General features: G+C 68.6%; 3 protein-coding genes. 1 reads left to right on the top strand and 2 read right to left on the bottom strand.

Annotation, left to right across the window (positions count from 1 at the left end; all coding sequences use genetic code 11):
- Together Q0654_RS18290 and Q0654_RS18285 are read right to left on the bottom strand one after the other, a co-directional pair.
- The coding region (locus Q0654_RS18290; RefSeq protein WP_298856410.1) for a HAMP domain-containing protein at positions 1–2,029 on the bottom strand (2,029 nt) is incomplete at its 3' end.
- A 465-nt stretch (positions 2,030–2,494) separates the two neighbouring features.
- Positions 2,495–3,193 (bottom strand): alpha/beta fold hydrolase, encoded by a 699-nt coding sequence (locus Q0654_RS18285; protein ID WP_298856409.1) that lies wholly within the window; start codon positions 3,191–3,193, stop codon positions 2,495–2,497.
- Between the two features lie 1,344 nt (positions 3,194–4,537).
- On the opposite strand from Q0654_RS18285, the gene Q0654_RS18280 reads away from it, so the two are divergent.
- Positions 4,538–14,179 carry an Ig-like domain repeat protein gene (locus Q0654_RS18280; protein WP_298856408.1) on the top strand — a complete coding sequence of 3,214 codons (9,642 nt, stop codon included), beginning with the start codon at positions 4,538–4,540 and terminating at the stop codon, positions 14,177–14,179.
- Positions 14,180–14,291 lie beyond the last annotated feature (112 nt).

Below are 14,291 nucleotides of genomic sequence, written 5' to 3'. Positions count from 1 at the left end.
GGAAGGCGATGCCGTCGATGACGCCGATGATGTCCTCGATCTTGCGCGACTGCGCATTGATCTGGCCCATGGTGCTGACCACCTCGCTGACCACCTTGCCACCGCGTTCGGCGACGTCGGCGGCACCGATCGACAGCTGGTTCGCGCTGCGCGCGTTCTCGGCGTTCTGGCGCACGGTCGAGGTCAGCTCTTCCATGCTCGCCGCGGTCTCTTCCAGCGCCGCCGCCTGCTGCTCCGTGCGTGAGGAAAGATCGGCATTGCCCGAGGCGATTTCGCCGGCCGCGGAATTGATCGCGCCAACCGCCTGCTGGATGTCGCCGACGATCTCGCGCAGGCGCGCCACCGTGGCGTTCGTCGCCCGCTGCAGCTCGGCGAAACGACCCTGCGACTGGCCCTCGATGCTGCGCGAAAGATCGCCCTCGGCGACGGCAGCGAGCACCCGGCAGGTGCGCTCCAGGCCGTCGTCGGCGGTGGCCATCAGCTGGTTGAGCGAATCCACCATCTCGCGGAAGGCGAACTCGTAGCGCTCGGCCTCGCCGCGCAGATGGAAGGCGCCCGCGGCCGCCCCCTGCGAGAGCCGCAGGATCTCGTCGCGCACGGCCAGCAGCTTCTCGCGCACGCCGTCCACCGCTTCGCTGATGCGGCGCTTCTCGCCGGGCAGCTCGGGCATGCGCACGCTCATGTCGCCGCGCGCATAGCTCTGCACCACCGCGACGATCTGCTCGCTGGTGCCGATATGGCCCTCGGCCAGGCGATTGACGCCGGCCGCCATCTCGCCGAAGGCACCCGGGTAGCGCTGTGCATCGATGCGGTGATTGAGTTCGCCGGCCTCGTGGCTGCGGCTCATCTCGGTCTGCTCGGACATGAAACCCTGCAGGGCCCCGCGCATGTCGAGCAGCGAGCGGTTCAAGCGGCCGATCTCGTCCTCGCGCGTGCGGTCGATGCGCGCGTCGAAGCGGCCGCTGGCCAGCTGCTCGACGGTGGCGACGGCCGCGCCCAGGGGCGCGCCCACCAGCCTTCGCAGCAGCAGCAGGGTGGCGGTGATCACCGCCAGCGACATCAGCAGGGCCACCCAGAACACGGTGACGCCGACTGCGCGTGCGCCGGCCAGCAGCTCGCTCATCGGCAGTTCGGCGGCCAGCGCGAAGCGGCCCGGATAGTTGCCGATGCGGATCGGCATGTAGACCTGGGCGCTGTCGGCGTCGAAGCTCTCGTGGCTGCGGTCGGCGCCAACGGCCGCCAGCATCTCAGCGGCGTCCGCTGCCCCATAGGGCTTGCCGATCAGGCTGGCATCCCGATCGGCGACCAGCGCGCCCTTGGCCGAGATCAGGCGCACGCGCCCCTGCTGGCCGACGCTCACCGCCGCCAGCCGCTGCTGGAGCGCGGCAAGGCCGGTGTCCACGCAGACGATGCCGATGAACTCGCCGTTGCGGATCAATGGCGTGGTGAAGGTGGTGATCAGCACGTCCTTGCCGTCGATCGGGTAGAGGTAGGGCTCGATCATCACCTCGCCGCGGGTCTGCTTGGCCAGCTGGTAGTAGTCGCCGTCGCCCGGCGTGTCGTAGCTCTCCAGCACGGTCGCTTCCACCCCGCGCGGGGTGTGGAAGAAGTAGGGCACGAAGCGCCCGCTGGCGTCGTGCATGGCATCGGCGGATGAGAATTCGGCGTCGCGACCGTCGAAGGCGTCGGGCTCGAAGCCCACCGCCATGCCGACGAACTGGGTCTGCGGGGCCAGCAGGCTGGCGGTGAGGGTGGCGACGCGGCTGCGGTCCTGGCGACCCTGCTCGATGTCGTCGAGCAGCGTCCGCGCCAGCGAGCGGGTCAGCAGCGGGCCCTGGTTCAACAGGTCGGCGACCGCGTTGGCTTCCGCCCTGGCCACCGCGCGCAGCTCCTGCAGGGCGCTGTCGCGCGCGATCGCCGCAGCGCGCTGGTAGATCACCACGCCTGCCGCGATGAAGCCAAGTACGGTCAGGAGACCAATCAGCAGCGCCGCCTTGGCGGCGACGCTCCAGCGTCGGAAAGTGGACATGGACAACCCCCGGTACAAAGCCCCAGGGCTCGAATGCAACTGTCATACCTCCAGCGAAGAACGCTCCGCCGTGCCACCGGGCGCGGCGAGTCGCGGAGGCTGCCTTGGCGGTGTGCCTGCGCGGCACGGGCCAGGTTCCGGCCCTGCCTTGACGGTGCGGCGTTGCGACCGGGGCCGGGTTGCAGGCCACGGTGGGCCAGGGCCCACCCTATGCGCTCGGGTGGACGCAGATGCGGCCGCTTCGAAGATCGCTGCTGCGAGAACCTCCGCTCCACAGAGGGTGGGCCCGGCCCATCATGAGCCACACGCCCGCCGCACCCACCAGCGCCCCGCACGCGCCAAGCACACGCCCGCACCGCAGCCGCGAGCCCATCGCACCGCCGCCGCCGCGCACCACATAGGGTGGGCCCCGGCCCACCATGAGCCACACACCCACCGCACCCGGGGCGCTGCGCACCACGCCAGCTACTGGATCAGGTCCACCTGCTTCGCCGCGGTGTAGTCCAGCAGCCCGAAGTGCCCATACGTATAGGTGGTACTGCTGTTCTCGCCCCAGATCGCACTGGAGTGCACGCCGCCGACCGTGCAGACGCCGCTGCCGCAGACGATCTGGTCGTAGTAGGACTTGATCGAATGCACGCGGTCGCCGAAGCGCGCGCCGTTCAAACCGTTGAGGAAGGGGCTGCCCACTGACAGGCCCCAGTAGCCGCAGGTGCTGGTGGCGACATTCCACGGGTAGCTGCCGCAGGTCCACAGGCCGCGGAAAGCGCCGGCGATGCCGACGAAGCTCTGCACGTAGGGGCGCAGGCCGTTCTGTTGGATCACCCGCCCGGCCAGGGTGCCGCCCATCGAGTGGGTGATCACGTCGATCTTGCCGGTGCACGATCCGGCGATCGCATTGACCATCGCGTTCAGCACCGGCGTTTCCTCGCTGCCGCTGTGGTCGTTGCAGGCCGCGCAGGTCTTGCTGCCCCAACTCGGGCGGTGGATCTGCGCATCGGTGTAGCCGCGGCGCTTCAACTCGGCGACGGTGTTGGCCCAGTCGGCCGGCGCGCCGGTATTGCCATGCACCAGAACCACCGCGTCGCGGCAGCTCTGCGCCATGGCCGGCAGCGCGCACATGGCAAGAGCGGCCACGCAGGCCGCGCGGATCAGAGTGTTCATGCTGTTCCCTCCCCAGGGTGATGACGGGCAGCCGTGGTCGGCCGTCTCTCGCCAGCCCCGATGCTCCGCCCGCCGATGCGCTTGCGCAGCTGTACGAAAGGACAGTGCCGGGCGGAAGGTGGGTCGCGGGGGCGCGAGCCTTGCGCGCACGGGGGCTGTCGGCGTTGTTGAATGCGCGGCGTCACTCGCTGTTGTAGGGCGGATAAGCGCTGCGCATCCGCCAGCGGGTCCGGAAGACGCCGTGCCCCAAGCGGAGCCGTGGCGCTGGCCTCGTTGAAGGAACGGCGTCACCCGCGGCTTGGTGGCGGATGCGCTGCGCCTATCCGCCCTACGCGCACGGGGCCTGTCGGCTTCGTTGGAGGCGTGGCGTCACTCGGGGTTTGGTGGCGGATGCGCTGTGCTTATCCGCCCTACGCGCACAGGGACGTCGGCTTTGTTGGAGGCGCGGCGTCGCTCGTGGTTGTAGGGCGCATAAGCGCAGCGCATGCGCCGGCAGGTCCGAAAGAGGCCGCCCGCCCAAACGCAGCAGGTCCGAAAGAAGCCGCCCGTCCAAACGCAGCCGGCGCGAAACACGCCGCTGCAATCGGCGCCGCAGGCAGGGCGCGCTGCGGCCGCGCGATCCGTCGCCCCCATCGCCCCCATCGCCCGCGCATCCACGCCCACGCCGCGCACCAAGTCGCGCAAGACCCGTGCCGCGAACTGCAGCGCGACATCAGGCCGCCGCTCGCCCGTGGCATCCGCCTTGCACTTCGAACACCACCGCTATGGGCCGGAACGGCTCATCACGGATGCGAAGGAGGAGAGGACGTGCTTAAACCCTTGATAAACCTGATCTGCTTTCTGCTGAGCCGGATTTCCGCCGTGGCCCTTCGGCACGCGTTCCCGGTCGGTGTCAGCTTTCCGGCGCTGTTCGGTCCGGCGCCGCGCCCTGCCCGCGTCGGCCAGACGTCGGCGGCGCCCGTCCTCCTTCGTACTCCCTTTCTCCGCAGCCCGGCCCTCGCGCCCGGGCTGCGCCTGCGTTCCGCCGCTGGCCACTGGCCGGCGGCGCGATCCCTCCGGGCGGCCTGCCCGGAGCGCGCGGCCCGGGTGGGACTCCCCCCCGGCCGGGCCTGCAGCACCACGGCCTTCGGGCTGTTTGACGCCACGCGCGAGCGTGGGATGGGTCATCCAGCCGGCTAGGCGGTGCCCGTAGTAGACGGGGCACCGCAGTCGGTGCCTGTTGTTCTCTCAAATCATCATCAAGAAAGAGACCTCACCATGACTGATACACATCCCACATCGCCGCGGGGCGCACCCCCGGCACGGAGCTGGGGCAGGAGGCTGGCCGCATCCGCGGCTTCGCTGATGCTGCTGGCGGGCGCCGCCATCGCCCAGAACAAGCCCGAGCCGGCTTCGGTCAAGAGCCATTTGGAGCTCGGCACCGTCACTGCGACCAGCAACATCGCGGGTGAAACGGCCAACTACGAGTTCACCTTCCGGCATGGTGGCGGCAATGCCGACGCAACCGATCCGAACATCCGAATCACCTTCCCGGCGGGCTACGGCTTGGGTGGTGCCTCCTGGAATCAAGCAGGGTCGGGGCTAGGTCTCACTACTCCTCCGAACGCCGGAACTTGGACTGAGCCCACGTTGAATGCCATCGACAGCGGGGCGCGCTTCCTGAACCTCGCAATCACCGACGGCTTCCAGTCGCTCAATGGACAAACCACCTACCGCGTGGCGATCACCGGCGTGGTCAACGCCCCCACGGGCGGAAACCAGTCCATCCAGATCCAGATCCTGCAGTCTGACGGCGTCACCGTCAGCACCAATGGCTCCGTCAACTTCACCCTTGTCGGCCCGCCCAACACCCCGAACGCGCCATCCGCCACCGCTGGCGCAGGTCAGGCCACGGTGAACTGGACCGCGCCGGCCAACGGCGGTTCGCCCATCATCGGTTACACGCTCGAGATTTCCGGAAACGGCGGGAGCAGCTGGTCCGATGCGCCGGGTGCCTGCGCGCCGGCCACCACCGAGGCCAGCACCGCAACCTCCTGCGTGGCCAGCCCGCTCACCCCCGGCGCCGGTTATGAGTTCCGCGTCCGCGCCATCAATGCGATTGGTGCCAGCAGCTTCAGTGACGCGAGCACCACCATCGTGATCCTCGCGGCGACGCCGGATGCGCCGACCGACGTCGGTGCCACCGCAGGCAACCAGTCAGCCACGGTCGACTGGACGGCACCCACCAACGATGGCGGTGCCGCGATCACCAGCTACACCGTGACAGGCTCGCCCTCGGGCACCTGTACGGCGACGGCGCCGGCCACGACCTGCGATGTCGCCGGTCTGTCGAACGACCTTGGATACACCTTTACCGTTGTCGCGACCAACAGCGCCGGCAGCGGCGCTGCTTCCAGCCCCTCCCCGGAAGTCTTTCCCCAGCGCACCGCCAGCACAACCGCCATCACCGGCACCACCGCGTCCTTGAACGGCGGCACGCGTGCGCGCACCAACGAGAGCTTCACCGTCAACTTCACGGTGAGCAGTGCGGATGCGACCGGCGTCAGCGAAGGCGGCACGGTCACGGTTGAAGCGCAGACAGCAGGCGGCGCTGTGGTTGGCAGCTGCAGCGGCGCGGCTACCGCAGGCGCTGGCAGCTGCGTGCTGAGCGGCCTGAAGCCCAGCGACAACGTGGCGCGACTCGTGGCCTCGCTGGCGCAGACGCCGCGCCTGCTGGCTTCGCAGTCCGGCCCCTTCGCCTTTGATGTCACCCGCAGCAACACCACCAGCACGCTGACCAGCAACAGCCCCAGCGTGTTCGGCCAGGACATCGTGCTGAGCGCCAGCTTCAACGCCACCGCGCCGGGCGCCAATCCGGTCACCGGTACGGCGCGCTTCGTGCGTCAGCCGGGCAACGTCACGGTCGTTGAAGTGCCGATCGTGCCGGGCATCGAGGGCGCGGCCAGCACGGCCACCACCACGATCACCACCAACCCGGATGTCAGCCTGTCGCCGATCACCTACAACGTGGTGATCCTCGACAACACCGACTTCATCGGCAGCAACAACAGCACCGTGCACACGGTGAACCGCGCCAGCACCACGGTGACGATCAATTCGATCTCGCCGGCCGCAGGCCCGGACATCGAGGTCAACGAGACGGTGACGGTGAGCGCCACGGTGGCCGCGGTGGCCCCGGGCGAAGGCACGCCGAACGGCACCGTGCAGGTGCGCGGCACCGGCGGTGACGCTGCTGCCACCACCGGCTGCGACATCAGCCTGTCCGGCGGCACCGGCACCTGCCAACTGAGCTTCAGCACCAAGGGCGGTGCAACGCTGGTCTTCAGCTACGTGCAGAGCGCCAACTTCGCCGCCAGCAGCAACAGCCAGGCCGTCACGGTGCTGGGCCTGCCGGTGACGCTGACGCTGACGCCGCCGGGCGCTGCGCCCTTCTTCGGCAACAGCTACGACGTGGCCTACAGCCTCACGGGCGGTGCCGGCGACTTCGAGGGTGCGGTCAGCCTGAGCGCGACCGGCCCGACGAATGCCACGGCCACCTGCGTCAGCAACAGCGCCCCGGCCAACAACACCGGCGTCTGCACCTTTGCCGGCGGCCAGGATGTGGGCGCCTACACGCTGGACGGTGCCTATGCGGGCGATACCCAGGACCTGCCCGCCATTGACGGCGACAGCCTGAGCATCGTGCAGGCCACCACCGAGCTGACCGTCACCACCACGCCGAGCAGCTCGGCGGCGGGTGAGGACGTGCTGTTCGCGGTCGAGCTGAGCCTGACCAACGGGACGGGCGCACTCGACGGCAGCATCGAAGTCACTGCCAACGGTTTGACCAATGCGGGCACGCCCAGCTCGGGCTGCACCATTCCGGTCAGCGGCCAGGCCTCGCCCTTCACGGCCAACTGCACCCGCGCCTTCACCCTGTTCGGCGACGACCAGGTGGTGTCGGCGGTGTTCGTGCCCTCCAGCACCAACTTCGCGGGTGACTCGGCGACCACGCTGCACGACGTGACCTCGGCCTCCACCCAGACCCTGATCACCGGCTTCACGCCGGCCAATCCGCAGGTCGGCGACGCGGTGACGGTCGGCTTCGACGTCGACGGCGGCGAAGGCACCTACGAGGGCGTGATCAACGTCAGCGTCAACGGCAGCCCGGTGACCTGTAGCCCGGCCCTGAGCTTCGACACCACCACGGGTGTTGGCAGCTGCCGCGTCCCGGGTCTGTTCCAGACCGCGGGCGACTACAGCTTCGTCGTGGCCTTCGATGGCGTCGAGCTCGGCAACGATGCCGACTCCACCAGCGATGCTTCGGTGCTCACTGTCGATCCGCGCAGCACCTCGTTGAGCCTGTCGGCAGCGCCGGCATCCCAGCAGCAGGCCGGCCAGAGCGTGGTGTTCACTGTGAATGCCGCAGCAATCACCGGTCCGAGTCTGGACGGCTTTGACGCCGGCAACGTCGCCAGCGGCACGGCTTATGTGTGTCTGGCTTCTTCGCCGGTCTGCGACAGCAGCAGCGCGCTCTGCACCGCGACCCTGAGTGGCGCGGGTACGGACGGTGCGGCCTCAGGCACCTGCCCGAGCAGCTTCGCAGCCGTGGGCAACTACAGCTTCGTGGCCCGCTACGTCGGCAACGACAACTTCGCCGGCAGCAACAGCCTGCCGCTGGCCTACACCGTGGAGCCGCGCGACACCAGTATCCTCATCACCCGCGTCAGCAGCTTCACCAGCGGTGCCTCGCCGGCGACTTCGGCCCTGGTGGGTGAGCAGGTGACGGTGAGCTTCGACGTGAGCGGCGGCCTCGGCGAGTACGAGGGCAGCGTCACGGTGTACGCGGACGGCCCTGGCCCGCTGTCGGCGATCTGCGACAACGGCAGCTTCAACATCGAAACCGGCGAGGGCAGCTGCACTTTCAGCGTGGGCAATGGCAATGGCCTGGAGCAGGTGGGTACCTGGACCTTCATGGCCGACTTCATCCCGGGCGTGGAAGGCAACGACGCTTTCTCGAGCACGGGTGAAGAAGCTGCGGGCATCAACATCCTGCAGGCCAGCACCACTCTGGTGCTGAGCAGCAGCCCGGCGCCGAGCGTGTTCGGCCAGCCCTTCACCCTGACCGCGACGGTCACGGCGACGCCGCCTTCCGAGGGCTACCCGACCGGTGACGTCAACTTCTTCGATGGCGAAAGCAATGCCATCGGCGTGGTGACCCTGGCTCCGACTGCAACGCCGGGTGTGTCCACGGCGAGCATCGCCAATCTAACCCGCGACGTGGCCCTGCCCAACGGCTGGCGCTTCGTGGCGGCGACGATCACCAACCCGAACTTCGCGGGTGCCAACGACTTCGGCTATGACCACCTGGTCAACCGCGACAACCAGACGGTTGAGGTGTCGGCTCCGACCTCGCTGCCCTTCGCGGACGGCGGCAGCTTCAACGTGTCGGCGCTGGCGACGGCGGTGTTCACCAGTGCGCCCAGTGGTCAGGCGGTCAACCTGAGCGCCGGTCCGGCGGGCGTGTGTTCGGGCAGCGGTTCGAGCACCGGCGGCAGCAATGTCTCCATCAGCATCCTCGGTGGCGGCACCTGCGTGATCACGGCCAGCGTGCCGCAGTCGAACAACTACAACGCGGTTGCGCCGCAGACGGTGAACGTCGAGATCACTCCGATCGACCAGACCATCAGCTTCGACCCGCTGCCCAACCGTCCGGCGGCTGCCGGCACGTTTGAGCTCGCGGCGACGGCGCCTGCCGGTGCGGTCAGCTTCGCCAGCACCACGACCGACATCTGCACCGTCAGCGGTACCACGGTGAGCTACGTTGATGCGGGCACCTGCTCGATCACCGCCAGCCAGGCCGGCAACGCCAGCTACAACGCGGCGCCGGATGTCGTGCAGGCCTTCGCCTACGTGGCAGTGACGGTCGGTCCGGAAGGGCTGGACGACGGCACGCGCAACGCGCCCTACAGTGCGCAGTTCACTGCCAGCGGTACGGGTGCGGCGCTGCCGTTCACGTTCACCGTGGGTGCGGGCCTGCCGCCGGGTCTGAGCCTGGCCGCAGACGGTGCGCTGAGCGGCACGCCGACCTCGGCGGGCAGCTACGTCTTCACAGTGACCGCCACCGACAGCAGCAACGCTCCGAACGTCGGCACGCCGTACAGCGGTTCGCGTGAGTACACCCTGGTGATCGCCAAGAACCCGCAGGTCATCACCGCGTTCGCGTCCACCCCCGCGAGCCTGGTCTACCAGGGTTCTGCAGCGACGCTGTCCGCCACTGGCGGCGGTTCCGATCAGCCGGTGGTGTTCAGCTCGCTGACGCCGACGATCTGCTCGGTCACGGGCGACCAGGTTACGCCGCTGCTGGCGGGCACCTGCACCGTGGCTGCCGATCAGGCGGGCAACGACGACTACGAGCCCGCGGATCAGGTCGAGCTCGACATCGAAGTGGCCAAGGCTGAGCAGGCCGAGCTGATCGCAGCCGCAGCGACCAATCCGGTCGTCTACCTGCAGACCAGCGCGCTGAGCGTCACCGGTGGCACGACTGGCGGTGCGGTGACCTACGTGGTCACCTCCGGCGAAGCCTTCTGCTCGATCACCGGCAGCACCCTGACTGCGATCGCGGCCGACGGCAGCTGCACCGTGACGGCGACGATGGCGGGTGATGACAACTACCTGCCGGTCTCCGGTACGGTCGTGGTCGACACCATCAAGGCCGAACAGGCTGATTTCGAGGTCGCGGCTGACCCGACGACCATTGCCTACAACGCCACCAGTGCGCTGAGCACCACCGGCGGCAACGGCACGGGCGAAGTCAGCTACGCGATCACGGCGGATACGCCGACGGCTGGCAGCAACGCCTGCTCGCTGAGCGGCAGTACCATCACCGCGACCGGCATCGGCACCTGCGAAGTCACGGCGACCAAGGCGGCCGACGCCAACTACAACGTCGCGACGTCCACGGTGCTGATCACCGCGGTCAAGGCCGACCAGACCATCACCTTCGGCGCCAACCCGGGCCCGCTGACCATCGGCGGCTCGACCGGCAACGTGATGGCGACGGCGACCAGCTTGTTGACCATCGAGTACGGTGTGTTTGCGGGCAGTGAGACGGTGTGTGACGTCAACCCGAGCAACGGTGGTATCACCATGATTACCGCCGGCACCTGCGTGCTGACGGCGAACCAGGGTGGCGATGACTTCTACAACGCCGCTACGCAGGTCACGCAGGACGTCGTGATCAACCAGGAGCAGCCGAGCATTGGCCTGGTGGGCAGTGGTTCGCCGACCAGCCCGGGTGATTCGGTGACCTTCACGGCGACCGTCAGCGGTGGCTTCAGCCCGACCGGCTCGGTGACCTTCCAGAACAACGGTGTGGACATCGCCGGCTGCGTCAACGTGGCGCTCACGGGTCTCACGGCCCAGTGCGTCACCACGGCGCTGCCGCAGGGCAGCAACCCGGTCACCGCTGTCTACAACGGCGACCTCAACAACCTGACCGCGACCAGCAACACGGTCACCCAGGTCGTGCTGACCGGCACCACCATCACGCTCAATGCCGGCAACCTGACCGAGGCGCGCTTCGGCCAGACGGTGAACGTTGCCTACACGGTGTCCGGTGGCGTGGCTCCGAACGAAGGTACGGTGACGGTGACGGCGACCCGCCCGGGTTCGACCGTGACCTGCACAGCGCCGGCTTCGGCGGGCACCTGTGCCCTGACCGGTCTGGTCACTACCGGCCCTGTGCTGGCGGACGGCTACACCGTCACGGCGGCCTATGCGGGTGATGCCAACGACGGCGCGTCCACCACGGCGGCCTCGCAGACGCTGACTGTGCTGCGCTCCAACACCAACACGGCGCTGACCATCGCTCCGGTCACCAGCTCGCCCTTCGGCCAGGGCTTCACCCTGACCGCGACGGTGACCGCGGTGGCTCCGGGCGGCGGTATCCCGCCGGGCACCATCGTGTTCCTGCGCGATGGCGAGTCGATCGGTGAGGTTCCGCTGGTCGGCGGTGTGGCCACCTTCAACGTGGCGGCAGGCCTGCCGGTGAACAACTATGTGTTCCGCGCCGAGTACGCGCAGACCACCAACTACCTGCAGAGCTTCGAGAACCGCAACTACGCGGTCACGGCCAAGGCCACAACGACGACGATCACGGGCGCTTCGGCCAACCCGTCGGCGCTGTCGGCCGAGGTGCTGTTCAGCTACACCGTGGTCGCCAACGTCGCGGGTACCACCCCGACCGGCAACGTGACGCTGACCGCCAGCACCGGTGAAACCTGTACTGCCACGGTGGCGGCGGGCCAGTGCGGACTGACCTTCAACACCGCCGGTGCGCGCACCGTGACCGCCGCCTATGCGGGCGATTTGCAGCACGCAGCCAGCGCCTCGGCAGCGTTCTCGCAGGCCGTCAACCAGGGCAGCACCGCGGCGACGCTGGCGATTTCGCCGGCCAGCCCGGCGCAGATCGGCCAGTCGGTGAGCTTCGACGTGACGGTCACCGGCACGCCGGGTTCGCCGCTGCCGACCGGCACGGTGAACGTGGTGCACGGGGCGGGCACGCTGATCTGCAGCTACACGTTGCCGGGCAGCGGCTGCGCGGTCACGTTCACCAGCGAGCAGAGCTTCACGAACGTGCGCGCCGAGTACGCGGGCGACAGCAACTTCACCGGCACCACCAGCAACACCGTGGCCAGCTATGTGGTGGAGAAGGTGCCGACCAGCATCGTGTTCACGACCGCCGACAGCACCATCACCTTCGGTCAGTCGATCTCGATCGCCACCAGCGTCAGCGGCGGCATCAACGGCAACCTGGGGCTGGTGACGGTCACCGCCACGGCGGCGGGCAAGGATCCGGTCACCTGCAGCGCGGTCGCTACGGCCGGCAGCTGCACGCTGATGGGTCTGGAAGCCGCCACCTGGACGCTGGCTGCGACCTACGCCGGTGACGCAGATGACCAGGCCAGCAGCACGGCCACGGGCATCACGGTGACGGTGAACAAGGCGGCTCAGACCATCACCTTCGGCGCCAACCCCGGTCCGTTCACCTTCGGTGGCACGGCGGGCTCGGTGTCGGCGACGGCGAGCAGCGGCCTGACGGTGAGCTACAGCACGGGCAGCACGACGGTGTGCTCGGTGGATGCGCTGTCGGGCGCGATCACGATCATCGGCGCGGGCGACTGCGTGGTGGCCGCGAACCAGGCCGGCAACGACAACTTCGAAGCCGCACCGGAAGTGACCCAGACGGTGGTCATCAACAAGGCTGAGCAGATCATCACCTTCGGCGCCAACCCCGGTCCGTTCACCTTCGGTGGCACGGCGGGCTCGGTGTCGGCGACGGCGAGCAGCGGCCTGACGGTGAGCTACAGCACGGGCAGCACGACGGTGTGTTCGGTGGATGCGGTGACGGGTGCGATCACGATCATCGGCGCAGGCAACTGCGTTGTGGCCGCGAACCAGGCCGGCAACGACAACTACGAAGCCGCACCGGAAGTGACCCAGACGGTGGTCATCAACAAGGCGGCTCAGACCATCACCTTCGGCGCCAACCCCGGTCCGTTCACCTTCGGTGGCACGGCGGGCTCGGTGTCGGCGACGGCGAGCAGCGGTCTGGCGGTGAGCTACAGCACGGCGAGCGCGGGTATCTGCTCGGTGGATGCGGTGTCGGGTGCGATCACGATCATCGGCGCGGGCAACTGCGTGGTGGCCGCGAACCAAGCCGGCAACGACAACTACGAAGCCGCACCGGAAGTGACCCAGACGGTGGTCATCAACAAGGCGGCTCAGACCATCACCTTCGGCGCCAACCCCGGTCCGTTCACCTTCGGTGGCACGGCGGGCTCGGTGTCGGCGACGGCGAGCAGCGGTCTGGCGGTGAGCTACAGCACGGCCAGCACGACGGTGTGCTCGGTGGATGCGGTGACGGGTGCGATCACGATCATCGGCGCGGGCAACTGCGTGGTGGCCGCGAACCAGCCCGGCAACGACAACTACCTGGCGGCACCGGAAGTGACCCAGACCGTGGTCATCAACCCGGCCACCCAGCAGCCGCTGGTGGTCACCGCCACGCCGAACCCGGTGATCGCTGGCCAGACCAGCGCGCTGACGACGACGGGCGGTTCGGGTACGGGTGCGGTGAGCTTCGCGGTCACCGCTGGCGGCGCAAACTGCTCGGTGACGGGCAGCACCCTGACCGCGCTGGCTGCGGGCACCTGCACCGTGACCGCGACCAAGGCGGCCGATGCCAACTACCTGGTGCAGACCGGCTCGGTGGTGGTGACGGTGAACCCGGCCACGGTGGATCTGTCGATCGTCAAAACCGGCCGCTACACCCTGACCGGCATCACCTGGGAACTGCTGGTGAGCAATGCCGGCCCGGGCGCGGCCAACGGCGCCAGCGTCATCGACGCCCTGCCGAACACGGTCGAGAACGCCAGCTGGACCTGCGCCACCAACAGCGGCGGCGGCACCTGCGCCACGGCCAGCGGCACCGGCGACGTGGATGTGGATGTCAACCTGCCGGCCAACAGCAGCGTGGTGATCACCATCACCGCGAATGTGATCGGCACCCCGGCGGCGATCAGCAACACCGCGTCGGTGATCGCGCCGGACGGCATCACCGACACCAACCCGGCCAACAACACGTTCACCCTGAACCTCACGGTGGCGCTGTTCGCGGACGGCTTCGAAGGCGACAGCCTGCAGGTCAACGCAGCGCTGAAGTCCTCGGGCGGTGTGGTCGAGATCGACGGTGCTGCCCTGGAAGCGGTGGTTGACAGCTACAAGTCGGTCAACGCCGCCCGCTACGTGCTGGGTGAACAGCAGCTGCAGCTGCAGGTTCGCGAAGTGAACGGTCTGCTGCAGGTCCGCCTGCTTCAGGCGGGCGCCAAGCAGGGCCTGAGCAGCACCCGCTGGATCGAGGTGTGGCCGGGTGACGCGGTGCGTATCGACTACGCCAGCGCCAACGGCGAGCTGCAGACCCGCCTCGCGGTGGGTGCCAAGTAAGCCAGCAGCCCGCGGCGGTGTTCGCACCGCCGCGGTTCAAGTCAAGACCCCACACGGGCCGCGCAAGCGGCCCGTGTGCTTTTTGGGGGATTGGATTCCGGGGAGCAGGCCC

Source organism: uncultured Aquimonas sp., from assembly GCF_937888285.1.
In the GTDB taxonomy this organism is placed as follows: domain Bacteria; phylum Pseudomonadota; class Gammaproteobacteria; order Xanthomonadales; family Xanthomonadaceae; genus Aquimonas.
Note: the sequence above shows the minus strand (reverse complement) of the source record. Positions and strands in the feature narration are given on the sequence as shown.

What these genes read in the sequence shown, in the direction of transcription:
- Q0654_RS18285 (WP_298856409.1), bottom strand. Translation starts at nt 3,193, where the DNA reads ATGAACACTCTGATCCGCGCGGCCTGCGTGGCCGCTCTTGCCATGTGC.
- Q0654_RS18280 (WP_298856408.1), top strand. Translation starts at nt 4,538, where the DNA reads ATGCTGCTGGCGGGCGCCGCCATCGCCCAGAACAAGCCCGAGCCGGCT.